The sequence below is a fragment of the Actinokineospora sp. NPDC051303 genome (assembly GCF_055586285.1).
Genome location: NZ_JBVJIN010000011.1, coordinates 111,490 through 138,461 on the forward strand (window position 1 = coordinate 111,490; position 26,972 = coordinate 138,461).

A 26,972-nucleotide genomic window follows, 5' to 3' on the forward strand; every position below is an offset into this window, starting at 1 on the left:
CCCCACGACCCGCTCGCCGCTCCCACGCCCCCGCCCCCCCCCCCCCCCCCCCCCCCCCCCCCCCCCCCCCCCGGGGCTCCCCCTTGGCCGTTCATCCGGTCGGCGCAACGAGGGGCTGCGCCGACCGGCCTGAGTGGCCAGGGTTGAGTGCGCTGGATGGCGAAGTCGGTCCGAAAGGTCCAAACAACTACGCCATCCAGCGCACTGTTTTCTACAGGGTTCAGTACTGGTAAAGCTAGCTACGCCACCGGTATGAGACCGTCGGAACCGACCGACCCTGGGGCACCGGTGATGCCCGCGGCGACCCGAGACAGCCTGAGCACCGCGTCTACCAGCACCGGAGCCGGTAAGGCGTACGGCAGGCGCAGCCACCGCTCCAAACCGCCGTGCACACCGAATCGTGACCCGGGCGCGACCCGCACCCCCGCGTTCTGCGCGGCGACCGCGACCCGCGTCCCGATCGGCGCGGGCAGCCGGCACCACAGGCTCAGCCCGCCCGAGGGCACCTCGAAAGTCCAGTCCGGGCAGTGCGCCCGCACCGCAGCGACCAGCGCGTCCCGCGCCTGCCTGGTCACCGCGCGCCGCTCCCGCAGCATCGGCTCCGGATCGGCGTACAACTGGGCGACGACCAGCTGCTCGAACACCGGCGATCCCAGGTCGAACGCGTGCCGAGCCGCGGCGAGCCGCCCGATGACCTCCTCGGGCGCGCGCACCCACCCCAGCCGCAACCCACCCCAGTGCGACTTGCTCACCGATCCCACGGTGACCACCAGATTCGGCGCGAAGACCGCCATCGGCGGCGGCCCGTCCACCGGGTCCCCCACCAAATCAAGCTCGACCAGTGTCTCGTCGACCACCGCGGGCGTCCGCCCCCGCCGCAGCGCGGCCCCCAACCGCTCCCGCCCCTCGGCGTCCAGCCTGCGCCCCGTCGGATTCTGAAAATCGACCACGAAGTACGCCAACCGCGGCGCCGCCTGCCGCAGCGTCGCCTCCACCCCGTCGAGATCCCACCCCGCCCCAAGCCTGAAATCGCCCGCCTCAGAACCCCCCGGCCCCAAACCCCCACCAGCGCAGCCCCCACCCGCCCTGGGGGGTCGGCCCTGCTCCAGTCTACCGGCGGGGGCCGACAATTCCGGGGCGAGCGGGGCTGCCTGTGGATAACTCTCCGGCAGGGGAACGGGCACCGGCACGACATGCGCGGCCCGCATCGTCTCGATCGCGTTCGGATAAGTGGGCTGCTCTACGAGCACGCGATCCCCGGGCCCGGTAAGCGCCCGCAAGACAAGCGCGAGAGCGTGGTGAGCGCCGTTGGTGATCAGCACTTCCTCCGGGCCGGTAGGCAGCCCGCGCGCGGTGAACCGGTCAGCGATTCGCTCACGCAAAATATCCAGGCCGAACTCGTGATAACCGTGCCCGGACAACTCGGCCGCGAACGAGCCCCGCACCGCGTCGATCGCGGCGCCGAGCCCGGGAAGCGCGGCGGGAGCGGCCCGCGCCAAGTCGATCAGGTAGTGGCCGGTCGGCTCGGGTTCCCGGTCACGCGCGGCGGGCAGCGCGGTACGCGAACCAGAACCGCGCCTGCTGACGATCAGGCCGTCGGCCCGCAACAGGTCCCATGCGGTCGCCACCAAGGTCCGGCTGACACCGAGCGCCCCGGCCAACTCGCGCTCGGCGGGCAACAGGGTGCCGGGCGGCAGCTGCCCGTCGAACACCAGCAGCCGGATGCCCGCGGCCAACCCGGCCGAGCCCTGCCGACTGCCGTGCTCGCGCCACTCGCCGAGCATGCGAACCAATCGCTGGGCGGACACTCGTCCGGCTGCGGGAACACTGGAGACCATAGGGCCAATTGTCTCAGATTGGCCATCGCAGAGATAGCCAATCGTCAACCACGATGGCCGCATGGCCCTAGACCTGACTCCTGTCCCCGTCCGCATCAGCCCCAGCCGACGCCTGCCGCACCTGTTCGCGGGCCTGGCGCTCTACGGGGCGAGCATGGGCCTGCAGATCGAGGCGGCCCTCGGCCTGTCGCCGTGGGATGTGCTGCATGAGGCGCTGCACCTGCGAACCGGCCTGAGCTTCGGCGCGATCACCGCGGTCACCGCCGCCGCGGTGCTGCTGTGCTGGCTTCCGCTGCGGCAGCGCCCCGGCATCGGCACGCTCGCCAACGTGGCAGTCATCGCGCTCACCGTCGACCTCACCCTGGCCGTCCTGCCCACTCCCGGCGCGCTGGTCACCCGAATCGCCCTGCTCGCCGCCGGGATCTTGCTCAACGGCGCGGCGACCGCCGCCTACATCGGCGCCCGCCTCGGCCCCGGCCCGCGCGATGGCCTGATGACCGGCATCGCGGCCCGCACCGGTTTCCCGATCCGCTGGGTGCGGACCGCCATCGAGGTGACCGTCCTGGCCACCGGCTGGTTCCTCGGCGGCACGGTCGGCGTCGGCACAGCCCTGTACGCGCTGGCCATCGGCCCACTCGCCCAAGCGTTCCTGCCCTGGCTGTCGTGGCGCCCCCGTTCCGTGCCAGCCTGAACTGCCTCTGTCAAGGCCCCCACTCAACCTGTGGACAACTTTCAGGTCTGTGGATAACTTCCGGCCGCATTCCGCCACCCGCACTAATGTCGACGCATGTGAACGCCACAACCACCACCACGCCCCTGCCCCGTTGGAGCCTCGCCGTCCCGCCCGCCGCGGTGGCGGTGCTGGCCCTGACCTGGGGCCGCGACCTCGGGCCAGTGCTGCTGGCGCTGGTCTGCCTCGGGCTCGGCGGGGCGGTCGTCGCGGCCGTGCACCACGCCGAGGTGGTCGCCCACCGCGTCGGGGAGCCGTTCGGGACGTTGATCCTGGCCATCGCGGTCACGGTGATCGAAGTGGCCCTGATCGTCACGCTGATGGCGTCGGGCGGGGAGAAGTCCGCCTCGCTCGCACGAGACACCGTGTTCGCCGCCATCATGATCACCTGCAACGGGATCGTCGGCCTGGCGCTGCTGGTCGGGTCGTTACGGCATCGGGTGCAGGAGTTCCGCGCGCACGCCTCGGGCGGGGCGCTGGCGGTGATCACGGCGCTGGTCACGTTGAGTCTCGTGCTGCCGACCTTCACCACAAGCACCCCGGGGCCGACGTTCTCCGGCGCGCAACTGGCCTTCGCCGGAGTGGCGTCGTTGGTGCTGTACGGGGTGTTCGTGTTCGTGCAGACCGTGCGGCACCGCGACTACTTCCTGCCCAAGTCCTCGGCCGACGACCTGGACGAGGACGGCCACGCCGACGCCCCGACCACCCGGACAGCGCTGGCGAGCCTCGGGCTGCTGCTGGTCTGCCTGATCGCGGTGGTCGGACTCGCCAAGACGGTGTCGCCGACGATGGAGTCGGCGGTGGCCGCGATCGGCGCGCCGGTGTCGTTCGTGGGCGTGCTGATCGCGCTGCTGGTGCTGATGCCCGAGACGGTCGCCGCCGTGCGGGCCGCCCTGCGCAACCGCTTGCAGGTGAGCCTAAACCTGGCCTTGGGGTCGGCGTTGGCCAGCATCGGCCTGACCATCCCGGCGATCGCCGTGGCGTCGGTTTGGCTGACCGGACCGCTGTTACTCGGGCTGGGTCCGACCGAACTCGTGCTGCTCGTGCTGACCGTGGTGGTGAGCACGCTGACGCTGGTCTCGGGACGGGCGACGCTCTTGCAGGGCACCGTGCACCTGACCCTGTTCAGCGCGTTCCTGTTCCTGGCCGTCACACCATGAGAGTCACCAGCAGATGATCATCGTGGCCCCCTTCGTGGGTCACCGATACGGAAGAGAAGGTGAGGCACCGCCGTAGATCGCCGCGCAATCGCCTCGGCGGCCCGCGAAAACAGGTCCCAACGGTCTGCGGAAACGACACTCGACGGTCCGCGAAAGCCGGACTCGACAGCCCGCCAAAGCGAAACTCGACAACCCACCAAATCCGGACTCGACAGCCCGCCAAGACGGAACTCGGCACCCGCCAAACCCGGACTCGGCAACCCGCCGAAGCGGAACTTGACAGCCCACGGAAGCCGGACCCACCAGCCCGCCAAAGCGCGACTCGACAGCCCACGAAAGCGGGACGAGCCGCGGTGGCCGCGGAATCTGGACGCAGGCCGCGACTAAGCCAGTGGGTGTCGTGGTGGGTCCTGTTGTTGGTGCTGACGCACCGATACCTCGTCGGAACGTCGACCGTGGGGTTTGGGGTTCGGCTGCCGTGGGGTTCGCGGCTCGGCGGCCGTGGGTTCGGGGCCGCTGCCTCCGGGTTCGGGGGCCGCTGCCTCCGGGTCGGGAGCGGCTGCCTCCAGGTTCGGGGTTCGGCCGCCTCCGGGTTCAGGTTCGGCTGCGGTCGGGTTCGGGGTTTTCGGCTGGCATGGCGCTGCTGTGCCTTGGGTATGGGCGACGGCAGGCGGAACGGCATCAGCAGGGGTGACTGGGTCGCTGACGACGTGCATCCGGCCGGGTACGGGCGTCGGGGGCCGCTAGCGGTTCGGTCGGGAGCCTGCGCGGCTGCTCGGTGTGCGGCAGGGTGAGGTGCCTGCGGCCTGCCATCGGCCAGTCGGGTTGTCCGGGTCGGTCGCCCACCCAGGCGGCTGCGAGCCGGGCTTCGGCGCGGTGACTTGCCGTGGCGCGCGGTCGACGGTGAAAGGGTCGGCGGGGCTGTCGGACGGTCGCGACGGGTTGTGTCCTGTGTGGACTATGACTGGAGTGAGGAGCACGCCATGTTGGAGCACACTAAGGCGTTCAGCGGATTTTCCGTGGACGACATTGGCAAGGCCAAGGAGTTCTATGGCGAAACGCTCGGCGTTCCGCTGGTCGAGGAGTTCGGGATGCTGCGTCTGAGCCTGGGGGCGGAGACATTGGTCTACCCCAAGCCGGACCACGTGCCCGCGTCGTTCACGATCCTGAACTTTCCGGTTGCCGATATCGAGGCGGCGGTGGAGTGGCTTCGGGAGCGTGGCGTCATATTCGAGCGCTACGAGGGGGTTGACGAGAAGGGGATCATGCGCGGACGCGGGCCGTTGATCGCGTGGTTCAAGGATCCGGCGGGCAATGTGCTGTCGGTGCTCCAGGCCGACTGAGGTCAGCTCGCGCGGGACAGGGAGGCGCGCACGCCCTGGTAGGTGACGCCCAGGGAGGCGAGTGCGTCCGCGGTCGGGCCGCCGACGCGGAGGATGGCGAGTAGGACGTGCTCGTCGCCGATGCTCTTGTCCCCTAGGTCCAGCGCCTCGCGCAGGCTGTGCTCCAGGACCCGTTTGGCTTCGGCGCTGAACGGGACCCGCCACCGTGGGCCGAAGGTGCGCGGGCGCTTGCGCCCGCCTGCCAGCGCGCCTTCGCCGTGGGTTTGCTCGACGGCCGCGACGACGGCGTCGACGTCGATGCCGAACTCGCCGAGGGCGGCGGCTTCCGCCTCGGTCAGGCCGCCGCGCCTGCGGGTGGCGGCGAGGGCGGCGCGGGTCGCCTCGGTCGTGACAGCGTGCCGGGCGAGGACCGTGGTCCCCGGTGTGCCGTCCTGGCCGAGCAGGGCGAGCAGCAGGTGCTCGGGACCGATCGTGGCCGCTTCCTCCGTCTCGGCGATGCGCACGCCGTCGCGGACGACGACGCGGGCCGCTTTGGTGAACCGCTCGAACATCTACTGCCTCCCGTGTTTCTTGTGCACGGCCTGCTTGCTCACCCCTAGCTCGGCCGCGATCTCCTGCCAGGACCATCCGTCGGCGCGCGCGCTGCGCACCTGCACCGCCTCCAACTGCTCCAGCAGCTTGCGGAGAGCGGCCACCGCGCGCAGGCCGACCCGGGGATCGCGATCCCCCGCCGCGCTCGCCAAGTGGGTTGCTTCAGCCATAGCGTCAACATAGGTTGACGACACCGGGGTTGTCAACCCTGGTTGACGAGGGCAGGATCGGGGCATGCCGCAGATCGCGATGGCCGAACAGCCCGGGGTCGGACTCGACGGCCTGCCGCGCCCGAGTGAGGACGTGGTGGTCGTGCTGCCGGACGCGGTGATCCTGCTCGACGGCGCCACCTCCCTGCGCCCGGAGTTACCCAGCGGCGGCGCCTACGCGACCGACCTGGCCACCCAGCTCGCCGGGCGCCTGGCCACCGCGCCCGAACTGGATCTGGCCGACCTGCTGGCGGGCGCGATCCGCGCGGTGGCGCGCGGCAACGGCTTCACCCCGGGCGAGAGCCCGGCGAGCACCGTCGCGGTGGTGCGCTGGGACGACACGACCGTCGAGGCGCTGGTGCTGGCCGACAGTCCGGTGGTGGCGTTCCTGACGACCGGCATGGTGGTCGTGGCGGACACCCGGCTCCGCGAGGGGCCGCCCGGCTCCTACCGCGACCGGCTCCGCGACGGCGCCGGGTACACCGACGAGCACCTGGCCGCCCTGCGCGAGTCGGCGCGGCAGACCTCGGCCCGGCGCAACCAGGAGGGCGGCTACTGGGTCGCCGAAGCCGTGCCCGCCGCCGCCCACCACGCGATCCGGGCGTCGTGGCCGCGCGCGGAGGTCACCTCGATCCTCATGGCCAGCGACGGCGTGTCCTGCGGCGTGGACGACTACAGCCTGTTCGACTGGCCCGCCGTCCGCGCCCTGGCCACCGAACACGGCCCGCACGCGGTCCTGGACGCGGTCCGCGCCGCGGAGACCTCCGACCCGGCGGGAATCCGTTGGCCCCGCCCCAAACCCCACGACGACCAAGCCCTCGTGCACATCGACTTCACCAGGTGAGAACCGGCCGGGCGATCCGCCTGCCACCTACGCGCCAGCCAAGGAGAGGTCGGCGCTTGCCACACCCGTCGCGAAGTCCCCGGTGAGGCGGCCTTGGTGCGCGAGGGTGCGGCCTAGGGACAGAAGACTGTGCCACCGCGCACCCGGCCACCAGCACGTCCCCGGCGTGGCGGCTTATTCCGTTGGGAGCTTCTCGGCGCCGGTCAGGGTTTGCCGATGCCGATCCACTCGAAGCCGACGCGGCGGGCGACGGCGGGGTCGAGGAGGTTGCGGGTGTCGACCACGATGGGCTTGCGGACGGACTCGGCGAGGCGCGCCCAGTCGAGGCCGCGGAACTCGGGCCATTCGGTGAGGACGATCAGGGCCTCGGCGTCCTTGGCCGCCTGGTAGGGATCGTCGGCGATGGTGATGCCCGCGAGGTCGGGGTGGCGGGCGTCGGGGCGCAGGGCGGGGTCGTAGCCGACCAGGTCGGCCCCAGCCTGGCGGAGCAGGGCGGCGACGGCCAGGGCCGGGGAGTCGCGCAGGTCGTCGGTGCCCGCCTTGAAGGTGAGGCCGAACAGGGCCAGGCGCGTGTGCGACAGGGAGCCGCCGCGGCGGCCGGTGACCGCGAGGCGGACCTTCTCGACCATCCGCTGGCGCTGGCGGGTGTTGGTGTCGATGGTGGCGCGGATGAGGCGGAACTCGAAGTCCGCCGCGTCGGCGAGTTGCAGCATCGCCGAGGTGTCCTTGGGCAGGCAGGAGCCGCCCCAGCCGGGGCCGGGCTGCAGGAACGCCTGGCCGATGCGCTTGTCGTAGCCCATGCCCTCGGTGACGTCGGTGATGTTCGCGCCGAGGCGGTCGCACAGTTCGGCGACAGCGTTCACATAGGACAGTTTCATCGCCAGGAAGCAGTTGGCCGCGTACTTGACCAGTTCGGCACTCGGCGCATCGGTAAGCACTGTCGGGGCGCCGAGTCGGGAGTAGAGGGCGGCGACGCGTTCGGCGGCGTCCTGCTTGCTGCCGCCGACGACGATGCGGTCCGGGTTGAGGAAGTCGTAGACAGCGCTGCCTTCGCGCAGGAACTCCGGGTTGGAGACCACGGCGACGTCGTCGCGGACCAGCAGCTCCTCGGTGCGCGCCGCGGTGCCCACCGGCACGGTGGACTTGTTGACCACGACGCAGCCCGCGGGCAGCAGGTCGCGGACCTCTTCGACCACCGACTCGACGATGCTCAGGTCGGCGACGCCGCCGACGCCCATCGGGGTCGGCACGCACAGGAACATGACCTCGGGGCCGTTCTCAGCGGGCCGGATCGCGGCGGCGGCGCCCAGGACGAAGGTCAGCCGCCCGGCCGCGATGCCCTCCGCGACCAGTTCGGCCAGACCCGGTTCGAGGATGTCGACCTCGCCGCGGGAGAGGCGCTCGACCTTGTCGGCGTCCACGTCGGCGCACACGACGTCGTGGCCAAGCGAGGCCAGGCACGCCCCCGTGGTCAACCCGACGTACCCGGTGCCGATCACGGCGATCCGTCGTACGAACATCGGTTCTCTCCCCTTGCGTCCGGAAGTCAGCTTGCCTGCGGGGCCGGGCCGTCGCACGACTCGGGCGCCATGATGCGAGTCGCGGCGAAGGCACGCAACGCCCGGTCGTCGCGAAGATCGACAAGTCGGTTGCCCCAGCGGTCGGTTCCGGGCGCGAATCTGGCCTCGGCCTCGGGGTCGTCGTGGGGGAACGGGCCCGCTGAGGCGAAATCGAGGAGTTCGTCATAGACGCCCACGTACGCCTCGGCCTGCGGGCGCCAGTCGAGGACCCGCTCGGCGCGGCGCCTGCCAGCGGCGCCCAGTTCGGCGCGGCGGTCGGGGTCGTCGGCGAGCGCCACCACCGCGTCGGCAAGTCCGTCGCTGTCACCGGGTTCGACATAGACAGCGCAGTCACCGCCGGACACCACGGTTTCCGTGAGCCGGTAAGCGACGACGGGCAGCGCGTACGCCATGTACTCCATCGTCTTGTTCATGGTGGACACGTCGTTGAGCGGGCTGCGCGGGTCGGGCGAGAGGCCGATCGACGCCGCCGAGAGGTAGGTCGCGATCTGCTCGGGGCCGACGCGGCCGGTGAACTCCACGTACTCATCCAGCCCCAAGTCCGTGGACTGCCGCTTAAGGTCTTCCAAACAGTCGCCGAACCCGAGCAGGACGAACCGGAAATCCTTGCGGCCGTGGAAGTGCACGATCCGGTCGGCGGCCTCCAGCACACCGTCCACACCGTCCTGTGGGCCCATGATTCCCAAGTACGCCACCAAGTGTTCACCGCCGCGCAGTGGCGCGTCGCCCGCGTAGACCGGGCGCATGACAGAGGTGTCCGGGCCGGAGCGCACGACGGTCGTGTGCTCACGTTTGACGCCGCCTCGGTTAACCGCGATGTCTTGGTAAGAGGTGTTCGTAGAGATCACTCTGTCCGCGGTGCGGAAAGTGCGGCGTTCCAGCCACTTCAGGATGGCGAGCTGGATCTTGCCGGGCAGCTTCGTCGGCTCGCCGAAGCGCGACCGGAACACCTCGGGGTTGAGGTCGTGGTGGTCGAAGACGAACTTGACCCCGGTGAGCTTCCACGGCAGCGCGAGCGCCCAGTAGGTGTCCGGCGGGTTGCACGCCTGCAGGACGTCGAAGCGGGCGCGGCGGCGCACCTTGAGGGTGAGCCGGGCGGTGCGCAGCCAGCAGTAGACGAACTCCCAGGCATAGCCCAGCAGGCCATCGGCCTGCTTGGGCGGGGCGTACTTGTAGAGGTGGACGCCGTCGAGCACCGCGTAGGCGGGGTCGCCGGGGCCCTTGGGGCAGATCACCGACACCTCGTAGCCCGCCGCGGTGAGCGCCTGGCACTCCAGCCAGACCCGGCGGTCGAGCGGGACCGGGAGGTTCTGCACGATGATCAGCACGTGCGGCCGCTGACGGCTCACGGGGACCTCTTCCTGGCGGGGGACCGACGGGTCTGTATTCGCTCGATCGAGTAGTTCGGTTACGGGCGGTATGAATCAGCTGCGAAACCTGGCCGAGTTGCCCATCACAGATTCGGCCGACCGCCGGTTGTTGTTACACACCGTGGTCGTTCGCCGATACGGAGGTCGAAGCACCGCGGCGGGCGGGCTGGGCTGCGGAGGTGTTCGGGTGTACGTCGCATCCACCAGGAGGACCAGCGCCCCGCCCGGGGACGCGCGGCCCAGCCGGGTGCCGACCACGGTGCTGCTGCTCGGCACAGTGAGCCTGCTCACAGACGTCTCCGCCGAGATGGTGACCGCCTACCTGCCGTTCTACGTCGTGTTCAGCCTGCAGATGAGCTACCTGCAACTCGGTCTGCTCGACGGGATCTACATCGGCGCGACCGCCGTCCTGCGTCTCGTCGGCGGCCATGTCGCCGACCGGGTGGGCAGGCACAAGGCGGTCGCGGTCGTCGGATACGGGCTGTCGGCGGCCACCAAGCTCGCCTTCACCCCGATCGGCGCGTCGGCCGCCGGTCTCGGCGGGCTCATCGCCGTCGACCGCGCGGGCAAAGGCTTGCGGACCGCGCCGCGCGACGCGCTGATCTCCTTCGTCACCCCGCCCGACCGGCTTGGCGCGGCGTTCGGGGTGCACCGGGCGATGGACACCGTCGGCGCGATGATCGGGCCGCTGGCGACGTTCGCGATCCTGACCTGGCTGACCACCCGGCCCGGCCCGATCTTCGTGGTCAGCTTCTGCTTCGGCCTGCTCGGGCTCATCGTCCTGGTGTTCTTCGTGCGCCAGCCGCGCCGGGAGCGGACGCCGGGGCGCATGGTCACCTTGCGCGACACTCTCGGCCTGCTGCGGAGTCGAGGGGTGCGGCGCACGACCGTGGCGGCGGGCCTGCTCGGGCTCGCGACGATCTCCGACGCGTTCGTCTTCGTGATCCTGCAGAAGGTGTCCGGCGTGTCGACGCAGTGGCTGGTGCTGATGCCGGTCGGCACCGCCGTGACGTTCCTGCTCGCCGCCGCGCCGCTGGGGCGGCTGGCCGACCGGGTCGGGCGGTGGGCGGTGTTCTTCGCCGGGCACGTGGTGCTGTTCGTCGTCTACCTGTTGCTTCTTGGACCGTTTACCGGTGTGCCGTTAGCGCTGATTACCGTGGCTCTGCACGGTCTCTATTACGCCGCGACAGACGGCGTGCTGATGGCTCACGGCTCGACGTTGGTCCCGGAACACCTCCGGGCGGGCGGTTTGTCGATCGTGCAGACCGGCCAGGCGTTGGCGCGGTTCGGCTCATCCGTCTGCTTTGGACTGCTCTTGCAACAGTTGGCGTTCACCGTGTCCGTGCTCATCGCCATCGGCGCGCTCGGCGCCGCGCTCGTGGGCGTCTTCCTGCTTGTCCGCCCGGAGGTCTCCCGGTGAACTGGTTCGCGCGACACCGGATCGCGGTCGGCGTGGCCGCCATCGTGCTCGTCGTCGCCGCGGGGGTCGGGTATGTCGTGGCTGCCGTGCGCGACCAGCGGGCGGTCGCGAACCAGCCGGGGGCGGCGGTGGCGGGCGGGCTGACGTTCGTGGACAACGCGGGCGGGCAGAACCTGGTCTCCGCGCTCGCGCCGGACGGCACGCGGACCACCGGGGCGCTCAAGTGCCTGCGGGTCTACACGGCGGGCGGGACCACGGTCTGCCTGCGCATGTCCCTGCCCGGCGGCTACGAGGCCGCGGTGTTCGACGCGGCAGGCAAGGACCTGCGCCGGGTGCCGCTGCCCGGCACGCCGAGCCGGGCCCGGGTGTCGGCGTCGGGGAAGATCGTCTCCTGGACGGTGTTCGTGACCGGCGACTCTTACCTCGCGCCGGGCGGGTTCTCCACCCGGACCGGTGTGCTGGACCTGCGTTCGGGCGAGGTGGTCGAGTCGCTGGAGACCTTCGCCACGACCATCGACGGCGTGCCGGACGAGCGGGCCAACGAGAACTACTGGGGCGTCACCGTCGCCGCCGACGACCGCACCTTCTACGCCACCCTCGGCTCCGGCTCCACCACCTGGCTGGTCAAGGGCGACCTGGCGGCGAAGACCATGGCGACGGTCCGCCAGTCGGCCGAGTGCCCGTCCCTGTCCCCCGACGAGACCCGGGTCGCCTACAAGAAGCGCGGCGGCCGCCTCGGCGGCTGGCAGCTGTACGTCCTCGACCTCGCTACCGGCCGCGAGACAGCGCTACCCGGCTCGGACGGCGTGGACGACCAGGCCGCCTGGCTGACCCCCACCACCCTCGCCTACGCCAAAACCCCCCGCGACGGCGCACCCGCCATCTATGAGTCCTCCGCCGACGGCGCAGGCGAACCTCGGGTCCTGGTCACCGGCGCCTCGTCACCTTCCCCCTGACTGGTCGAGCCACACGAGCCGGGTGGTGGTGTCGTCGTCGGAAAGCAGAGTGCGCACCCGCTCAGGCGTGCTCACCCGCATGTGGAAGAGCTCGTCCACGGTGAGCGCTTCCACGCGGTCCGCGAACGCCATGCCCCAGGCCGCGACGCAGGCGCCCTCTTGGCCGTCCTGTTCCTGAACCACAGCGAACAGGCTCGGCGCCTGCTCGGCGATCATCTCGCGGACCTCGTCGCTGACCTCCGTGTTGTCACCCGATCGGGTCTGACCTGCTGCTACTACCATGGCGCCTCCACCCCACGCGCCGGTGTGATCACCGGCTGTCACCGCTACAGTGGCGTAGAAGTTGTCGCACCAAAAGTGGAACTTCCGAATTTCATCCATTCAGGCTACCCGGGTGGGTCTGTGCCGAGAGGCGAACCGTCGAGTCAGGGGGAGTTGTGAGCCAGGAGAACGGCGCGGCGGTCAGCGCGACCGTGCGGCAGTGGCAGCTCATCGAGATGCTGCGGGAGGCACGCGAGAAGAGCGGCCTGACCATGGACCAAGCCGTGGACCGGCTGCGCGAACTGGGCGGCAAGTGGTCGCGCTCGAAGATCAGCCGCATTGAGAACCGCGAGCAGGGCGTGAAGGACTACGACCTAGACCGACTGCTCGATGTCTACGGCGTGGCCGACCCCGGCGTGCGCGAGTGGGCACACGGCCTCGCCGCCCGCGCCGACGAACGTGGCTACTGGCTGTCGATTCGCAAGGACTTGCCCGAGGATTTCCACGGCATGCTCAATGTCGAAGCCGCGCTGATCGCCCGGCGGCAACTGGAAACCCTTGTGGTGCCAGGTTTGTTGCAGACAGCGGACTACACCCGCGCGCTGTTCAGGGGCGTCAACCCCGGCATGTCGCATGAACTGGTCGAGCGCCGAGTGCTGGCCCGCGCCGCCCGGCAGCGCGTACTGACCCGTCCGGACCCGTTGCGCTACCACGTGATCCTCGATGAGATGGTGCTCGAACGCGCCATAGGCACCCGATCGGTGATGCGTGGACAACTCAGCAGGCTGGTTGACGCCGCCGAAGCCGAGCACACCACCATCCAAGTCCTGCCGAAGTCAGCGGGCGCGAGCCCGGCGCTCGACGGCTCGTTCTCGGTGCTGACCTTGCCGGAGCCGATTCCCGAAGTCGGCTACACCGAAGGCCCAGGCGGTGCGGTCTTCATCGAAGACCGCACCGAAGTGGGACTATGTTTGGAGCGTTGGGGCATCCTCACTGACCGGGCGCTGTCACCTAACGACTCACTGGCAACCATCAAGAGCATCGGTAAGAGTTACGAGTAACCCTCAGCGAGAGGAATATCCGATGACGAGCAACGACACCGTGGTCTGGCGCAAGAGCAGCTTTTCCGGCGGCGGCGGCTTCGGCGGCGGCGACTGCGTGGAAGCCGCTCGGCTCGACGGCGACCGCTTTGGCCTGCGCGACAGCAAGAACCCCGGTGGGGCCATCCTGCCGGTGTCCACCGCCGCCATGACCGCTCTGCTCCGCGACCTCACCGCAAGCCACTAGACCCGCGATCAGCGTCCCGAAGGCGGGCCTTCGGGACGCTGAAAGTCACCGCGGGCTGGGCAACTGCCGGTTGGTGGCGCTGAGGTTGTTGGCCCAGCGGGCTATGCCGCCGCCGTCGAAGAGGACTTCGCCCCAGCCGCCGGTGGTGGGGCCGAAGCGGTTGTCGGTGATGACGGCGCCGGACAGCGGGGCGCCCAGGCGGAGGATGTAGCCGCCGCCCGAGAGGTAGTTGCCGACCACTTGGAGGTTGGTGGAGGCGAAGCCGTCGCTGGGCATGATGAAGATGGCCGCGTTCTGGTGGGTGCCGTCGTAGGCCTTGCCGTCGGCGCTGATGTCGATGCGGTTGTGCTTGATCGACAGGTTGGGGCCGCCGTAGTTCTGGATGCCGTCGTTGTGGGTGTTGTTCGGGTAGTCGCCCGCGCGGAGCATGCCGTGGATGTGGTTCTGCTCGATGGTGCTGTTTCCCGGGCCGTTCTGGATGCCGTCGGGGGTGCCGGAGATGTCGCAGCGGATCACCGTGACGGTGGCGTCGCCGTGGATCGCCCCGTTGCCCCATTGCGGGCCGGGCCACTGGGAGTCGGTGTAGGTGATGGTGGTGTCGCGGACGTCGATGTGGCCGCTGTTGCCGAGCAGGGGCGACCAACTGTGGTGGTTGCCCTCGATGATCGAGTCGCGGATGGTCAGGGTGCCTCGGCCGCTGTACTCGATGCCGCCTTTGACGTGGACGTTCGCCAGGGTGACGTCGCCGCCGCCGAAGCGGAGGGCGCCGGAGTTCCACTGGGTGCCGGGGGGCGCGCTGGCGGGGCCGTCGACGACTTTGAGTTTCGCGCGGTCGCCGCGGTAGCCGACTTGGCCGGGTTGAGGGACGACACCGGGGGCGAGAACGCCCGCGACCGGGCGCGGGGTGGCGACGGTGGGGGGTTTGACGCTGGACGACGCGGTCGGTTTGGCGCTCGACACCGTGCTGGTCGGCGGTGCGCTCGTCGTGGTCGTCGTCGTGGCAGGCACGGAGGTGGGCGCCGGGGCGATGGTGGTGGTCGTCGTCGTGGGGAGGGTGGGCAGCGGGGGGACCGGCTTGCCCGCCAGGGGTTTGCAGCCCGCCACGAGAACCGCGACCGCGCCTGCCGCGAGGGCGATGCGGGCGCCCGCGCGGCGTCTGGGTAAGTGGTCGGACATGGGTTCCTTCCGGTCGCGCCGCCTCGCCCGGGCGAGACAACAACTTCCCGCTGACACCAACGGCACTCTATGCACATCGCCGAACGGATCACAATAAGGTCACGGCGAGACGTCGTCGCGGTCACGGTGAGTGTGACTCTCCCCTCGCGTCCCAGAGATCGACGCTGGGTAACGATTCCCCCGGCGGCGCGATCCCAAGCCAGAGCACTTCCTTACTAAGCCGGGAGCCCTGGGATGCGCACAAGCACCCGACCGACCCCAGTAGGCGGACGGCACCACGCCGTGCCGAGTCCGCGGCCTCGGCCACCGGTCTGGCTCTCGGCGACCCTGCTGGCCTGCGGGATCGCCGCGATCCGGCTCGCCATGGTCGTCTTCGCGCCGTACGAGCGCGCGGTCGGCCTGTTCGATGACGACGCGTTCTACTACTTCGGCGTCGCCCGGCACATCGCGGGCGGCGACGGGTCGACGTTCAACGGCCTGGACCCCACGAACGGTTATCACCCGCTGTGGCTACTGGTCCTGATCCCGGTGTTCTCGGTCGCGCAGGGTCACGCCGCTCTGGTGGTGGTGACCCTGGTCTCAGCCGGGTTGGCCATCGCGTCCGCGCGGCAACTGGACCGGATCGGGAAGCTGACCGGACGGCCGGTGCTGACGCTGGTCTTCGCCGCGCCGCTGCTGGTGGTCGGGGCCGCGGGACCGTCGTTCTGGTACTCCGGGATGGAGACCGGGCTGCTGTTGTTCGCGCTGCTCTGGCTGGCGGCGACGTACGTGCGCACCGACGGCTTCACCTCGGCGCGGTTCGGGCCGGGGCACGCGCGGGTCGCCGGGGCGCTCATGGCGTTGGCCGTGCTGGCGCGGTTGGACACGGTGTTCCCGATGGCCGTGCTGGGCGTGCTCTCGGCGGTCCTGTGGGCGCGGGCGGGCCGTCCGTGGCTGCGGCTGTCGCTGTGGCTGGCCGCGTATCCAGCGGTCGCGCTTACCGTGTACATGTCAGTCAACTTGGCGTTGTTCGAGACAGCGCTACCGGTTTCCGGTCAGGCCAAAGCGTTGGGCGGCACGGCGTTCAACGTCGATGTCATAGGGCAGTTCTTGTCGTCGCCGGTGCTCTTCGGCCAGTCGACCTGGCTCGGCGCGCTCGGCCTGGTCGTGGTCGGCGCCGCGGTGGCCAGTCGGGCGGGCGGGCGGCTGGGTCACTCGGCCCGGTATGGCGCGGTCATACTGGCGGGCGGGATACTCACTGTCGGTTACTACGCGGTGACCTCGTCCTGGCAACTGTGGCCCTGGTATTTCTCGGCGGCACCGCTGGCCGTCGCGCTCGCCGGTCCGGCCATGGCGGCCCGGTGGAAAGCGCCCGCGCAGCGGCTTCTCGCCGCGGCGCTGGTCCTGCTGGTGGTCGCGGCGGTCGGCGCGAACGCGGTACGCGCGACCGGCGGCGGTGTGGCCCGCTCGGCGTTCATCGAGGCGGGGCCGAGGGTGGCCGCGCAGATCGACGCGCTGCTGCCGCTGGGCGAGCCGATCGCCATCGGGGACCGGGCGGGCAGCCTCGGCTACCACCTCAACCGGCCGGTCGTGCACCTGGAGGGCCTGGTCAACTCGGCGGCGTACCTCGACGCGATGCGCGCCGGGCGGGTGGCGGAGTTCCTGGCCATGCGCGGTGTCGTGCTCTACGCGCGCGGCGACGCCGAGTCGGGCGTCCCCGATCCGGCCCACCCCGGGTGCGTGCGGTTCACCGAGCCGCAGCAGGGCGGCGGCACCAAGGCGCGGATAGTGGTCTGTGAGCGGGACCTCCTGCTCACAACCCCGCTGGGTGATGGCACGTCCTACCGCGTGTGGCGTTACCGTGCGAACCTTGCCGGGTAGGGCTGGGTCCCCCGAAGAGAGTTGTTTCGTCCAGATGGCCGAACGGGCTAGCGCACGGCATCACATGGAGTAACGACTTTTCGTGTGATCACGATTGACTGAAAAGTAGGCAGCCGGACCTGTTGCTCGGCGATACGTCGTGTGTTGGGGCGCAGATGGACTTCTGGAAGACACTGCTTGTACTGCTCAAGCGGTGGTATGTGGCGCTCCCGGTGTTCCTGGTGACCATCGGCGCGGCGGGCGCGGTCTACGCCGCGGCGCCGCTGCACTACGAGTCGACCGGCGTGATCGTGCTGACCTCGCCGTCCAGCGGGCCGACGAGCAGCGCGGACAAGGTCAGCGGCCAGACCAACCCGCTGCTGGCGTTCGAGAGCAGCCTGGCCATCTCGGCATCGATCGTGATCCAGAGCATCAACACCCCCGAGGTGGTCAAGCAGCTGGGGGCGGACAAGGCTGACCACACGTTCGTGCTCACCGGCGGGTTCGAGGGCAGCCCGTTCATCAGCGTGAAGACCGAGAGCGTGTCCGAGCAGGGCGCGCGCGACTTGGTGGTCCAGGTGCTCGACCGGGCCAAGAAGGAGCTGGCGAAGCGGCAGGAGGCGCTCAACGCGCCGCCGAGCACGTTCATCGGCGTCGATGACGTGGTGCCGCCGACCGAGCCGGAGCCGCTGCGCGGGAGCAAGCTGCGCGCCGCGGCCGTCGCGCTGGCGCTGGCGCTGGTGGCCAGCCTCGGCACGGTGTTCGCCGTGGAGAGCTACCAGAACCGCCGCCGCAGGCGCGACGGCGGCGAGGAGGGCGGCAGGCACGCCGACGTGCCGGACGACGAGCCAGTGCCCGCCGGGGACCGCAGGGCGCCCCGGGCGCCCGCGCACGCGCGCGACGAGCGGCTGCCCGCTTCGCCCGCCGAGCGCACCCAGCGGGTGCGGCCCGCCGAGGTCGGCGGCCGGTCCACGCCCGGTGCCCCGGTCAAGGCAGCGCCTGCCGTGAACCGGGCCCCGGTTAACGGCAAACCGGTAAGCGGTGGTGCGGCGACCGGTAGCGCCACCGGCGGCAGGAGGCCGGGGTGGCCTGCCGAGGAGTACCGCGAGCCGCCCACGGTGCGCGTGCAGCCGCCCGATCCACGAAGCTGACCATGCTCCCCGATCATCTCGGCGGCAAGCAGAAGGCCGACGGCGCGACGCTGGCGTGTGGGTACGCGTTGGCCATGACGATGATCCCGGCCGCGCTGGTGATCAAGGGCATGCCGATGGCGATCACCCCCGGCATGGCCATCGGCCTGGTGATGGGCGTGCTGTGGTTCTGCGCCCAGTTGGTCACCACGCTCGGTGTCGCCAAGGGCCGCAACGCGGCGCGGACCGCCCTGTTCCTCTTCGCCTGCTCGCAGCTGGCGACCTACGGCTACGCCACGTACGGCTACCTGCCGCCGGACGAGCTGGCCGCGGCCGACCGGACGCTGATCACCTTGCTGGCGGTCATCTCGGTCGGCATCGCGACCTGCGACGGCGTGCGCGGCCTGGCCAGGATCGACCGGCTGCTCAAGACCATGGTCGTCGGCGCGACGTTCATGGCGGTGGTCGGCATTCTGCAGTTCATGGCGGGCCTGGACCTGACCCAGTACCTGATGCCGCCCGGCTTGCGGCCCAACGGCGAGATGTCCTACGTGCTGGAGCGGTCGAACTTCCGCAGGCCAGCGGGCACCGCGGGGCATCCGATCGAGTTCGGCGTGGTGTGCGCGATGGCGGTGCCGCTGGCGCTGCACTACGCGCTGCGCGGGATGGACCACGGCGGTCCGCACCGGCGGTGGTGGCTGTGCCTGTCCATTCTCGCGGTGGCGTCGATGCAGTCGCTGTCGCGCTCGGCGGTGCTGGCGCTGGCGATCGCGGCGATCTTCATCATCCCGGCGATGACCCCCAAGCGGCGGGTGCGGGCACTGCTCGGCATCGTGCTGTTCCTCGGTGCCATGCGGGTCGTGGTGCCCGGCCTGGTCGGCACCCTCTACAGCCTGTTCACCAGCATCAGCGTCGACCCGAGCGCGGAAAGCCGCAGACGCGCCGTCGAGCGGGCGGGCTCGGAGATCGCCGAGCACCTGGTCCTCGGCCGGGGCATGGGCACTTACCTGCCGGAGAAATACGGCTGGCTGGACAACCAGTACCTGGGCACGCTGGTGCAGAACGGCGTCGTCGGCCTGGTGCTGCTGATCTTCCTCTATCTCGCGGGCATGTACTGCGCGTTCCGCGCGCGGCTGGCGAGCAAGGACCCGAGGGTGCGTGACCTGGGCGTGACCATCGCCGCGTGCATCGCGGTGCCGGGCATCTCGTCGGCGACCTTCGACCTGATCGGCTTCGCCGTCGCCACCGGGTACACGTTCCTGCTCGTGGGCGTCGCCGGGGCGTTGTGGCGGACAGTGCAAGAGCAACCGGGCGGTGTGCCGCCGTTGCTTGGCGAACCACTGCAACGGGGAAGGCGTCCGCAGCGACATTCCCACCGACATTCCCACCGACATCCCCACCGACGACAAGCCCCGCCGCACAGAACCGAGGTGTCCGCGTGACCACAGACGCCCCCGAGGCGCCGCCGGGCGCCGCGGTCGGTGGGAAGGTGGGCCGGGGCGCGCTCTGGAGCCTGCTGAACACCGTCGTGCTGCGCCTGGGCACGCTGGTGGCGGGCATCGCGCTCGCCCGCATCCTCAGCCCGGCCGACTACGGCGTGTTCGCCGTCGCGCTGGTCGCGGTGACGCTGTTGCAGGCGTTCAACGAGCTCGGCGTCAGCCTGGCGCTGGTGCGCTGGGAGCGCGACGTGCGCGAGTTCGCGCCGACGGCGATGACGATCGCGGTCGGCACGTCGACCGCGCTGTACGCGCTGGTGTGGTTCGGCGCGCCCGCGTTCTGCGAGCTGATGGGCAGCCCGGACGCGGTGTCCGTGGTGCGGGTGCTGTGCCTGGCCGTGGTGTTCGACGGGGTCGCGGTCGTGCCAGCGGCGATCCTGAACCGGGAGTTCTTGCAGCGCACCAGGTTCCTCTGCGACGCGGCGGCATTCGTGGTGGTGACCAGCGTGACGATCTCGCTGGCGCTGTCCGGCGCCGGGCCGCTGAGCTTCGCGGTCGGGCAGATCGCGGGCAACGTGGTGTCGGTCGGCTGCTATCTGGCGCTGTGCCCGGTGCGGGTTCGGCCGGGCTGGAACCCGGTGGTGGCGCGCGAGTTGGTCCGGTTCGGGCTGCCGCTGGCCGCGGCGAGCCTGCTGGTGCTCTCGGTGACCAATGTGGACAAGATCGTCGTGGGGTCGCTCGCCGACGAGGTCGCGCTCGGGCTCTATGTCATGGCGTTCAACCAGTCGAGCCTGCCCCTGCAGGTGTTCTCCGAGGCCGCGCGGCGGGTGTCGCTGGCCGGGTTCTCCCGGCTGGCGCACGACAAGAGGCAGTTGGAGCAGGCTCTCGCGCGCGGGGTGGGGCTGCTGATGGCCGCGTCGATCCCGGTGTGCGTGCTGCTCGCCTGCTACGCCGCGCCGATGCTGCACGTGGTCTACGGCGAGAAGTGGACGCCAGCCGCGGTGGCGTTGCAGGTGCTGGCGGTGCTTGGCCTGCTGCGGATTCTGCTGTTCATCGGCTACGACCTGCTGGTCGCGCTGGACGGCAACCGGGTGCTGATCGGGTTGCAGGCGCTGTGGCTGGGCACGATGCTGCCCGCGCTGATCGTCGGCACCCGCTTGGACGGCATCCGGGGCGCGTCGATCGCGCAGGCGGCGGTGGCGGCGCTGGTTGTGGTGCCGTCGTTCGCCTGGGTGGTGCGCGGGCGTGGGCTGCGGCTGCTGCCGTCGGTGCTGGCGTGCCGCAGGCCGGTGGCGGGCGGGCTGCTGGTGGTCGCCTCGGCCGTTCTGGTGCACCACCTGTTCGAGAACGTCTTCGCGAAACTGGTCATCGGCGGCCTGGTGGCCGTCGCCGTCTACCTTCCGGTGGTGTATCCGATGCGTGCCCTGCTGCCTGGCCGTTCCGGTGCGGAGGCGGCCGCCGCGTGACCGCCCCGACGAAAGACCGCAACGGCGTCTCCGCCACTGTCCGCCGCGCGCTGCGCGACGCGTTCGGACTCTGGCCCATGCACGAGGCCAAGACCCGGCTGACCCTGGGGCGGCGGGTGCCCGCGCTGCGCGCGTTCGAGGACGCCGAGGTGGCCCGGCTGCGCGCGGTGGTCGGCGCACGGCCCTCGACTCTCGTGACCACGGTAATGCCGACTTACCGGCGCCCGGAACTACTACCGGCGGCGGTGGAGTCGGCGTTGGCGCAGACGGTGACAGACCAGACCGTGATCGTGGTGGACGACGGCGGCGGAATGCCCGCGCTGCCCCAGGACCCGCGCCTGGTCGCGGTGAGCCTGTCCCGCAACTCCGGCGTGCTCGGCCTGGTCCGCAACGTCGGCATCCGGCTGACGAACTCGCGTTACCTGGCTTTCCTGGACGACGACAACACCTGGCGTGAAGACCACCTGGAGCACACTCTGCGCGCTCTTAGCCGTGGCACCGATTTGGTGTATTCGGCCGTCGAACGCCGCCGCGCCGACGGCACCGTTCTCGATGTGCTGTCCGAGCCGTTCGACCGCAAGACCCTGGTGGATGACTCCCCGTACGTGGACTCCAACTCGATCGTGCTGCGCCGCTCGCCCGATGTGCTGTTCAGCCGCATTCCCCGGGTGAAGGCGACGCTGCCGAAGGAAGACTGGGAGTTCGTCCACCGCATGTCGAAGCGGCGCGTGGTCGAGCACGTCCCGGAACCCACCGTCCGATACCTGGTGAACGAGGCCAGCTACTACACCCAGTGGCAGGCCGACTGACTTCGCTCCCGGGCTGGGAATCGGACCTATCGCCGCGCGGCAAGGTGGGGCTGTCGTCTGTTCTCCTGGTCGAGGCAGCGCCAGGTGACCCTGGTGTCGCCGCCGAGCAGGGCCAGGCAGCCAGGGGAGACGAACCGGGCGTCGGCGACACCGGGGACGCGGGTGAGCGGGGTGTTCTCCGGGCCGAGCACGACAAGGTCCGTTTCGGTCGGCAGGGCGAGCAGGTCGGACGCGGGATCGTAGGCGGCAGGGTGGATTCCCGGGTCTTCACGTTCCCAGCGGAGGTGGCCGCCAGCGTCGAAGAAACGGGTGGTCGTCATGGCTCCCATGGCTGACTCCACACGGAATCGTTGCGTGACAACGGTGTTCTGGCCAACGGCGCAGCGGCCGACGTGGGTGGCTGGGAAGTCTCGGCGGGCGTCGGCGTCGGCGACGATCGTGTGATCGGCGTCGAACAAGACGATCGGGTGGCCCCCAAAGCCGAGGCAGGCGCTGTCGATCGGCGCGCTGGTCGGTGCCGAAATCGACCACCTGCCAGCCGAGCGGGCCAGCGTCCGGTACTCGGCGGAAGCGCCCACAAAGGACACCGCGACGGCGCGGGAATCGTCTGGGGCGACGAACAGGCGGGTGTCGACACCGCTGGTCTGGTGTGTTCCCGCGGCACCCAAGTCGATCTCGTCGCCGCTCGGCCTCGGCCGCACGGTGATCGCGTCGGTCCGGGAAGCCGCCCAGAGCACGGGGTCCTGAGTCAGATCGCGGGTGTCGCCGGTCCACCAGATCGTGGGGGCGGCCGGGTCCGAGCCGACCGCGTCGGGGCAGTGGGCTTGACAGGCGACGGTAAGGCGGGCCGCGAGGTCGCGGTCCCGCCAGCGGACCTCACCCGCCGCGTCGATGCCGAGCATTTCCCCGGTCGCCTGGTCGAGCACGATCGCGCCGTGCTCGTCGGCGTCGATCAGCACCGGCGGGTCCGGCGGGAGCGGCGGCGCCGTCTCCCTGGGATACAGCAGGTACCCGAGCACCAGCACGACCAGGGCGGCCGTGATACCGATCCATCGTCGCATGTGGACACTCCGGGATGCGGGCCGGTGGCCCGCGCCAGGGACGCGGGCCACCGGGACACGGATTACCTAGGCAGGTTGATGTAGGCGGCGCACGAGGGGTCGGGGCCGTTCTGGTCGAAGGTCGCGTGGAACTTCACGTAGGGCTTGGCGCCGCGGGGAACACGGACGTTCACCGTCTGGGTGTAAGTCCTGCCGCCGACGATGTTGTCTCCGCTGGTCCACGCCCAGTAGTTGGAGTTGCCGCCGTTGCCGCGCAGCCGGACGTAGACATTGTTGTGCTTGCCGCTGTTGCGCTCGATGTTGAAGCGGGTCTTCGACACGTAGACGGTGTTCTGACTGGCCAGGTTGAAGTCCACCGAGCCACTCAGGATGTCGCCGCCCGCCCGGCAGTCGGCGTGCCTGGTTTCCGCCGACGCCGTGCCCGTCAGCGCGATCATCCCCACCATCGCCGCGGCCGCGACGCCAACGGCCTTGGTTCGTCGAGTTGCCATGAACCCCTCCTGATTCCGCGAGTCCGCCGAGCGCGGACTCTCTGGCATGACAGGGGAAACGCTATGCGCGCCGGTTCGGGAAGTCGTCCGCCCACGGTTTGCGACTTCGGCTACAACTCGGAGATCACGTCCACGGCCGGATAAACCCGCGCGGTATACGAGGTCCACTGTCAGGACGACGCGGGGGCGGAAACGTGGCAGACCGGCTGGTTCTCCTGCGGGCACTGGCCAGAGTGCCCGCACTCCGCCCACAGCGCCTTTCGCTTGCGCTCGGCGCGCTTCGCTGTGTCGACGGCGGCGGCCGCGATCAGCATGACGGCGGCGGCGCTGCCACCGCCGTGGTGCTGACCACCAACGGCTTGGAGAGCGACACGGTGACCCCGGCGGCAGGCCCGTCGATCCAGCCGACACCCCAGGTGGTGATCGAGGTCCAACACGGCGGAAATCCCCTGGACGACTGCGGACTGACCAAGAGCTTCTGGGGCATGGGCGGCAAATGCGGCCCGGTCACCGTCAACGGCGCCACGATAGGCGTTTCCACCCAATCGACCGACGACGACCGATTCGACCAATGGGCCGCCTACAAGCACCTGGGCGACGCAGTGGTGTTCGTCGCCCAGGCGAAGTCGTACCCCTACACCGGCCTGCCCGGCCTGGACGCCTTACCGTTCACCGTCGACCAGCTCGCCGCCCTGGCCGCCGACCCGAAGTTCCTGGTCAAGTGACCCATGCCGAGCGGCGGTCCCCCAACCGCCGCTCGGCTCCCCCCTCCTGGGCTGCCCGTCGTCTCTTGTGGACACTCCGGGCGACTCGCAGGAACAAGGTTATGCTTGCCGCCTGGGAAAAGCGTCTGCCGTGGGTTGCGTCATCTGCTGCCCCGGGTGGGTTACGTCCGCCGTGGGGATAAACCTGCGCGGTATACGGGGTCCACTGTCAGTACGACGCGGCGCTGCGGCGGGCGGCTTACCATGCGGGGGGTGTTCAGCGAAAGCGCCGTTCTGCGCGGCTTGGGACGGCGTGGGCCGTGGCTGATCGACGCGGTGATCACGGCGGCGATGACGGGGCTGGCCTGGATCGTGGGCAGCCAGTACTTCCCCGACCCGTGGGGCCCCGACCTGTTGGCGTACGCGTTGACGGCCGCGGTGTTCCTGCCGCTGGCGGCGCGGCGGGCGGCCCCGGTGGCGGTGCTGGCGGCGTCGACGGCGGGGCTCGCGGCTTACCTCGCCGCCGGTTACGACCAGTTGGCGCTGAACTTCTGGGGGCCGCTTCTGGCGCTGTACACCGTCGCGTCGATGCGGCCGCCTCGGGTGACCGGGGCGTGCCTGGTCGCGCTGGCGCCGGTCCTGTTCTGGAGCGCGACGGTGTCCGGGCTGTCGCTGCCCATCGCGCTCGCCGAGACCCTGCTGCTGCCCGCGACGGCGTGGGCTTTCGGTGAGACCGGCAGAAGACTGGCCGACCGCAACGAGCGGCTGGCCGCGGTCACCGAGCAGTTGCGCGCCGAGCAGCGCAAGCGCACCGAGCAGGCGATCGTCACCGAGCGCCTGCGCATCGCCCGGGAACTGCACGACGTGGTGGCGCATCACATGTCGGTGATCGCGATGCAGACGGGGCTGGCGGGCTACGTGCTCGACGCCGACCCGGACACCGCCCGGACCGCCTTGAACGTCGTCAGCGGCGCCAGTCGCGAAGCCTTGGACGAGATGCGGCACATGCTGGACCTGCTGCGCGCCTCCGACGACCCGGGACCTGACGCCGACGGCGATTCCCAGCAGCCCGCGCCGGGGCTCGACGGTCTCGCGGACCTGATCAGCCGGGTGCGCGCCGCGGGCGTCGAGGTCGAGTTGGCCGTGGTCGGGACACCGCGCCCGCTGCCGTCCGGTTTGCAGCTGACGGTGTACCGGGTGATCCAGGAGGCGCTGACGAACGTGCTCAAGCACGGCGGCCAGTGCCGGGCCTGGGTTTCGGTAACGTGGCATCCTCGGCAAGTGGTGGTGCGGATCGACGACAACGGCACGCGGGCGGGCGACCCGGCCCCCGGCGGACACGGCGTGATCGGCATGCGCGAGCGCGCCCGGCTCTACGGCGGCACGCTCACCGCGGGCCCCGCGGCCGAGGGCGGCTTCGCAGTGCGGCTCACCCTGCCCACGCCGGAGCCGCTGAGCACCTAGGCGCCCGGCCGGGACGCGGGGAAGGGGAGCGATCCGTGGCGATCACGGTGCTGGTCGTGGACGACCAGGCACTCATCCGGGCAGGTCTGACCGCGTTGCTGCGGGCCGCCCCCGGCATCGAGGTGGTCGGCGAAGCGGGAAACGGCGAAGAGGCCATCGCCCAGGCCGCCGCGCTGCACCCCGATGTCATCCTCATGGACATCCGCATGCCCGGCGTCGGCGGCATCACCGCCACCAGGCGAATCCTGGCGACCGGCTCCGCCGCCCGAATCCTCGTCCTCACCACCTTCGACTTGGACGACTATGTCTACGACGCCCTCAGCGCGGGCGCGGCGGGCTTCGTCCTCAAGGAAATCGAACCCGCCCGCCTCCTCGCGGCGATCCACACCATCGCCACCGGCGACACCCTGTTCGCCCCCACAGTCACCCGCCGCCTCATCGAGGCCTACCTCCACCACCAGGCCCCGCCCGAGCCGACCCGCGCCACCGACCTCGACTCTCTCACCGCCCGGGAACGGGAAGTCCTCCAACTGGTGGGAACCGGCATCGGCAACGCGGAAATCGCCCAGCGCCTGGTGGTCAGCGAGGGCACGGTCAAGACCCACCTGAACCGGGTGATGACGAAACTGGACCTGTCCAGCCGAGCCCAAGCCGTGGTCACCGCCTACGAAACCGGCCTGGTCGTAGCCCAGTCGACCCGCGACGGCGCCTCCCGAAGACCCCCGTCCGAGCAGTGAGGGCCTGGATCAGATTCCGCTGCGCTGCCAGCGGAGTTCGCGGACGTGCTGGCGGACGCGGCGGGCGGGAGCGGTGAGCACCAGTGGGGACAACACGCGAGCGCGGCGAGCCCCCAACCGCCTGCGGAGCCGCAGCGTGTGCCATTCCGGCAGCGAATCGATGTCGCCGTAGGACTCGCGGGCGAAGTCGACCAGTTCTTCCACCGGATCGATGTCGGCACGGCCCTTGTCGAAGGCGCGGCCAGCTCTGCGCAGGGCGTCCCGGGCGAGGACTCGGCGCACCTGGCGGTCCAGGTCGGCCTTGTCCGCGAGCGGGTTGTCGGCGCGGTCGGTGATCGCGGTGTAGGCGGCGAGGCGCTGGCGCAGGTCGGCGACCACCGAGGCGTAGTAGGCGGCGGACATGTTTTGCCCGTGGACCCGGTAATACGCCTGGTCCACCCCGCGCAGGTAGCCGACGTCCGCGTGCAGGGCGAAGCGCATCCACATCTCGATGTCACCGGTGTGCTTCAGCTCCGGGTCGTAGCCGCCCAGCTTCTGCTGCAACGAAGTCCGGACGACCACCTCCGGAGAAGTGATGCACCCGTCCCCGAGCGCGAACCGGCGACGCAGCCAGGAATGTCCCTTGTAGACAGTCCAGCCGCGGTCCTCAGTGCGCGCGGGCGGCAGCGGTTCCGAGCCGTCCCAGTGCAGTGGGCGCCCGTACACGAAGCCCACCTCCGGATGGGCGTCCATCAGCCGGGCCGCCCGGCCGAGAGCCCCGGGAGTGAGGGCGTCGTCAGCGGACAGCAGCGCGCAGTAGTCCGCCGACGCCCAGTCCAGCAGGCCCTCGTTGTAGGTGGCGATGTGCCCCTTGTTCTGCACGTGCTCGACCACCTGCACCCGACTGTCCACATCAGACAGCGCGCGGGCGATGTCGGCGCTGCCGTCGCCGGAGGCGTCGTCGATCACGAGCACCCGGACGTCGACGTCCGGTTGGTCGAGCACGCTGCGCACGGCGGTCGGCAGCACCGAGCCGTACTTGTAGCACGGGATGACCACATCGACGCTGGCCACTGTCTAGCCCCCTCGGG

At 70.5% G+C, this 26,972-nt stretch carries 26 protein-coding genes; 16 read left to right on the forward strand and 10 right to left on the reverse strand.

All coding sequences use genetic code 11. The features are described 5' to 3' along the window. Positions 1–239: 239 nt before the first annotated feature. Entirely contained in the window at positions 240–1,838 is a 1,599-nt protein-coding gene (locus tag ACZ6SD_RS11575) for an aminotransferase-like domain-containing protein (RefSeq protein ID WP_465316849.1), read from the reverse strand. A gap of 61 nt (positions 1,839–1,899) precedes the next feature. On the opposite strand from ACZ6SD_RS11575, the gene yczE reads away from it, so the two are divergent. The 3 genes from yczE to ACZ6SD_RS11590 all read left to right on the forward strand — a co-directional run bounded on the left by yczE (position 1,900) and on the right by ACZ6SD_RS11590 (position 5,071). Beyond that, positions 1,900–2,529: a membrane protein YczE gene (gene yczE / locus ACZ6SD_RS11580; RefSeq protein WP_465316850.1), complete on the forward strand. Its 630-nt coding sequence runs from the start codon at positions 1,900–1,902 to the stop codon at positions 2,527–2,529. Positions 2,530–2,615: 86 nt separating this feature from the next. After that, a complete protein-coding gene (locus tag ACZ6SD_RS11585) occupies positions 2,616–3,728 on the forward strand; it encodes a calcium:cation antiporter (protein ID WP_465316851.1) in 1,113 nt (370 codons plus the stop codon). A gap of 983 nt (positions 3,729–4,711) precedes the next feature. Next, the gene (locus ACZ6SD_RS11590) at positions 4,712–5,071 is read left to right on the forward strand and encodes a VOC family protein (RefSeq protein ID WP_465316852.1); all 360 of its coding nucleotides are present in this window, start codon (positions 4,712–4,714) and stop codon (positions 5,069–5,071) included. A 2-nt stretch (positions 5,072–5,073) separates the two neighbouring features. Here the strand turns inward: ACZ6SD_RS11590 and ACZ6SD_RS11595 are convergent, their stop codons facing one another. Then, positions 5,074–5,622 carry a Clp protease N-terminal domain-containing protein gene (locus ACZ6SD_RS11595; RefSeq protein ID WP_465316853.1) on the reverse strand — a complete coding sequence of 183 codons (549 nt, stop codon included), beginning with the start codon at positions 5,620–5,622 and terminating at the stop codon, positions 5,074–5,076. Further along, positions 5,623–5,832 (reverse strand): helix-turn-helix domain-containing protein, encoded by a 210-nt coding sequence (locus ACZ6SD_RS11600; RefSeq protein ID WP_465316854.1) that lies wholly within the window; start codon positions 5,830–5,832, stop codon positions 5,623–5,625. A 64-nt stretch (positions 5,833–5,896) separates the two neighbouring features. Between ACZ6SD_RS11600 and ACZ6SD_RS11605 the strand changes: the two genes are divergently transcribed. Continuing rightward, complete coding sequence (locus tag ACZ6SD_RS11605; RefSeq protein WP_465316855.1) at positions 5,897–6,715, forward strand: hypothetical protein; 819 nt, start codon at positions 5,897–5,899, stop codon at positions 6,713–6,715. A gap of 203 nt (positions 6,716–6,918) precedes the next feature. Here ACZ6SD_RS11605 and ACZ6SD_RS11610 read toward each other — a convergent pair whose 3' ends face one another. Next, positions 6,919–8,235: a UDP-glucose dehydrogenase family protein gene (locus ACZ6SD_RS11610; protein WP_465316856.1), complete on the reverse strand. Its 1,317-nt coding sequence runs from the start codon at positions 8,233–8,235 to the stop codon at positions 6,919–6,921. 26 nt (positions 8,236–8,261) lie between these two features. Beyond that, entirely contained in the window at positions 8,262–9,644 is a 1,383-nt protein-coding gene (locus ACZ6SD_RS11615; RefSeq protein ID WP_465316857.1) for a glycosyltransferase family 4 protein, read from the reverse strand. A gap of 208 nt (positions 9,645–9,852) precedes the next feature. Here ACZ6SD_RS11615 and ACZ6SD_RS11620 point away from each other — a divergent pair, with 208 nt between their 5' ends. Both ACZ6SD_RS11620 and ACZ6SD_RS11625 read left to right on the forward strand, forming a co-directional pair. Then, positions 9,853–11,085 carry an MFS transporter gene (locus ACZ6SD_RS11620; protein WP_465316858.1) on the forward strand — a complete coding sequence of 411 codons (1,233 nt, stop codon included), beginning with the start codon at positions 9,853–9,855 and terminating at the stop codon, positions 11,083–11,085. Beyond that, a complete protein-coding gene (locus tag ACZ6SD_RS11625; RefSeq protein WP_465316859.1) occupies positions 11,082–12,041 on the forward strand; it encodes a TolB family protein in 960 nt (319 codons plus the stop codon). The genes ACZ6SD_RS11620 and ACZ6SD_RS11625 overlap by 4 nt, the downstream gene beginning before the upstream one ends. Here ACZ6SD_RS11625 and ACZ6SD_RS11630 read toward each other — a convergent pair. Beyond that, positions 12,027–12,323, reverse strand: coding sequence for a hypothetical protein (locus ACZ6SD_RS11630; RefSeq protein ID WP_465316860.1), 297 nt, complete (start codon positions 12,321–12,323; stop codon positions 12,027–12,029). The genes ACZ6SD_RS11625 and ACZ6SD_RS11630 overlap by 15 nt on opposite strands. A gap of 155 nt (positions 12,324–12,478) precedes the next feature. On the opposite strand from ACZ6SD_RS11630, the gene ACZ6SD_RS11635 reads away from it, so the two are divergent. Continuing rightward, positions 12,479–13,363 carry a helix-turn-helix domain-containing protein gene (locus tag ACZ6SD_RS11635; RefSeq protein WP_465316861.1) on the forward strand — a complete coding sequence of 295 codons (885 nt, stop codon included), beginning with the start codon at positions 12,479–12,481 and terminating at the stop codon, positions 13,361–13,363. Positions 13,364–13,385: 22 nt separating this feature from the next. After that, positions 13,386–13,589: a DUF397 domain-containing protein gene (locus ACZ6SD_RS11640; RefSeq protein ID WP_465316862.1), complete on the forward strand. Its 204-nt coding sequence runs from the start codon at positions 13,386–13,388 to the stop codon at positions 13,587–13,589. Between the two features lie 45 nt (positions 13,590–13,634). On the opposite strand, the gene ACZ6SD_RS11645 is transcribed toward ACZ6SD_RS11640, so the two are convergent. Beyond that, positions 13,635–14,765, reverse strand: a complete 1,131-nt coding sequence (locus tag ACZ6SD_RS11645) for a right-handed parallel beta-helix repeat-containing protein (protein ID WP_465316863.1) — start codon at positions 14,763–14,765, stop codon at positions 13,635–13,637. A gap of 234 nt (positions 14,766–14,999) precedes the next feature. Here ACZ6SD_RS11645 and ACZ6SD_RS11650 point away from each other — a divergent pair, with 234 nt between their 5' ends. The 5 genes from ACZ6SD_RS11650 (at position 15,000) to ACZ6SD_RS11670 (ending at position 21,445) form a co-directional block, all read left to right on the forward strand. Next, entirely contained in the window at positions 15,000–16,625 is a 1,626-nt protein-coding gene (locus ACZ6SD_RS11650; protein WP_465316864.1) for a hypothetical protein, read from the forward strand. A gap of 155 nt (positions 16,626–16,780) precedes the next feature. Continuing rightward, a complete protein-coding gene (locus ACZ6SD_RS11655; RefSeq protein WP_465316865.1) occupies positions 16,781–17,755 on the forward strand; it encodes a hypothetical protein in 975 nt (324 codons plus the stop codon). Between the two features lie 2 nt (positions 17,756–17,757). Beyond that, entirely contained in the window at positions 17,758–19,176 is a 1,419-nt protein-coding gene (locus ACZ6SD_RS11660) for an O-antigen ligase family protein (RefSeq protein ID WP_465316866.1), read from the forward strand. Beyond that, complete coding sequence (locus ACZ6SD_RS11665; RefSeq protein WP_465316867.1) at positions 19,173–20,636, forward strand: lipopolysaccharide biosynthesis protein; 1,464 nt, start codon at positions 19,173–19,175, stop codon at positions 20,634–20,636. The genes ACZ6SD_RS11660 and ACZ6SD_RS11665 overlap by 4 nt, the downstream gene beginning before the upstream one ends. Next, positions 20,633–21,445, forward strand: a complete 813-nt coding sequence (locus ACZ6SD_RS11670) for a glycosyltransferase family 2 protein (RefSeq protein ID WP_465316868.1) — start codon at positions 20,633–20,635, stop codon at positions 21,443–21,445. Before ACZ6SD_RS11665 ends, ACZ6SD_RS11670 begins: the two co-directional genes overlap by 4 nt. Before the next feature lie 26 nt (positions 21,446–21,471). Here ACZ6SD_RS11670 and ACZ6SD_RS11675 read toward each other — a convergent pair whose 3' ends face one another. Beyond that, entirely contained in the window at positions 21,472–22,506 is a 1,035-nt protein-coding gene (locus ACZ6SD_RS11675) for a hypothetical protein (RefSeq protein ID WP_465316869.1), read from the reverse strand. 62 nt (positions 22,507–22,568) lie between these two features. Continuing rightward, on the reverse strand, positions 22,569–22,997 hold the full coding sequence (locus ACZ6SD_RS11680; protein ID WP_465316870.1) for a hypothetical protein: 429 nt from the start codon (positions 22,995–22,997) through the stop codon (positions 22,569–22,571). A 194-nt stretch (positions 22,998–23,191) separates the two neighbouring features. Here ACZ6SD_RS11680 and ACZ6SD_RS11685 point away from each other — a divergent pair, with 194 nt between their 5' ends. From ACZ6SD_RS11685 to ACZ6SD_RS11695, 3 genes are all read left to right on the forward strand, one after another. Beyond that, positions 23,192–23,722 carry a hypothetical protein gene (locus ACZ6SD_RS11685; RefSeq protein ID WP_465316871.1) on the forward strand — a complete coding sequence of 177 codons (531 nt, stop codon included), beginning with the start codon at positions 23,192–23,194 and terminating at the stop codon, positions 23,720–23,722. Positions 23,723–23,974: 252 nt separating this feature from the next. After that, the gene (locus tag ACZ6SD_RS11690; RefSeq protein ID WP_465316872.1) at positions 23,975–25,165 is read left to right on the forward strand and encodes a sensor histidine kinase; all 1,191 of its coding nucleotides are present in this window, start codon (positions 23,975–23,977) and stop codon (positions 25,163–25,165) included. A 35-nt stretch (positions 25,166–25,200) separates the two neighbouring features. Then, a complete protein-coding gene (locus tag ACZ6SD_RS11695; RefSeq protein WP_465316873.1) occupies positions 25,201–25,902 on the forward strand; it encodes a response regulator in 702 nt (233 codons plus the stop codon). A 9-nt stretch (positions 25,903–25,911) separates the two neighbouring features. Here ACZ6SD_RS11695 and ACZ6SD_RS11700 read toward each other — a convergent pair whose 3' ends face one another. Continuing rightward, positions 25,912–26,955 carry a glycosyltransferase gene (locus ACZ6SD_RS11700; RefSeq protein ID WP_465316874.1) on the reverse strand — a complete coding sequence of 348 codons (1,044 nt, stop codon included), beginning with the start codon at positions 26,953–26,955 and terminating at the stop codon, positions 25,912–25,914. Positions 26,956–26,972 lie beyond the last annotated feature (17 nt).

What these genes read in the sequence shown, in the direction of transcription:
- ACZ6SD_RS11575 (WP_465316849.1), bottom strand. Translation starts at nt 1,838, where the DNA reads ATGGTCTCCAGTGTTCCCGCAGCCGGACGAGTGTCCGCCCAGCGATTG.
- yczE (WP_465316850.1), top strand. Translation starts at nt 1,900, where the DNA reads ATGGCCCTAGACCTGACTCCTGTCCCCGTCCGCATCAGCCCCAGCCGA.
- ACZ6SD_RS11585 (WP_465316851.1), top strand. Translation starts at nt 2,616, where the DNA reads ATGTCGACGCATGTGAACGCCACAACCACCACCACGCCCCTGCCCCGT.
- ACZ6SD_RS11590 (WP_465316852.1), top strand. Translation starts at nt 4,712, where the DNA reads ATGTTGGAGCACACTAAGGCGTTCAGCGGATTTTCCGTGGACGACATT.
- ACZ6SD_RS11595 (WP_465316853.1), bottom strand. Translation starts at nt 5,622, where the DNA reads ATGTTCGAGCGGTTCACCAAAGCGGCCCGCGTCGTCGTCCGCGACGGC.
- ACZ6SD_RS11600 (WP_465316854.1), bottom strand. Translation starts at nt 5,832, where the DNA reads ATGGCTGAAGCAACCCACTTGGCGAGCGCGGCGGGGGATCGCGATCCC.
- ACZ6SD_RS11605 (WP_465316855.1), top strand. Translation starts at nt 5,897, where the DNA reads ATGCCGCAGATCGCGATGGCCGAACAGCCCGGGGTCGGACTCGACGGC.
- ACZ6SD_RS11610 (WP_465316856.1), bottom strand. Translation starts at nt 8,235, where the DNA reads ATGTTCGTACGACGGATCGCCGTGATCGGCACCGGGTACGTCGGGTTG.
- ACZ6SD_RS11630 (WP_465316860.1), bottom strand. Translation starts at nt 12,323, where the DNA reads ATGGTAGTAGCAGCAGGTCAGACCCGATCGGGTGACAACACGGAGGTC.
- ACZ6SD_RS11640 (WP_465316862.1), top strand. Translation starts at nt 13,386, where the DNA reads ATGACGAGCAACGACACCGTGGTCTGGCGCAAGAGCAGCTTTTCCGGC.
- ACZ6SD_RS11645 (WP_465316863.1), bottom strand. Translation starts at nt 14,765, where the DNA reads ATGTCCGACCACTTACCCAGACGCCGCGCGGGCGCCCGCATCGCCCTC.
- ACZ6SD_RS11650 (WP_465316864.1), top strand. Translation starts at nt 15,000, where the DNA reads ATGCGCACAAGCACCCGACCGACCCCAGTAGGCGGACGGCACCACGCC.
- ACZ6SD_RS11655 (WP_465316865.1), top strand. Translation starts at nt 16,781, where the DNA reads ATGGACTTCTGGAAGACACTGCTTGTACTGCTCAAGCGGTGGTATGTG.
- ACZ6SD_RS11660 (WP_465316866.1), top strand. Translation starts at nt 17,758, where the DNA reads ATGCTCCCCGATCATCTCGGCGGCAAGCAGAAGGCCGACGGCGCGACG.
- ACZ6SD_RS11675 (WP_465316869.1), bottom strand. Translation starts at nt 22,506, where the DNA reads ATGCGACGATGGATCGGTATCACGGCCGCCCTGGTCGTGCTGGTGCTC.
- ACZ6SD_RS11680 (WP_465316870.1), bottom strand. Translation starts at nt 22,997, where the DNA reads ATGGCAACTCGACGAACCAAGGCCGTTGGCGTCGCGGCCGCGGCGATG.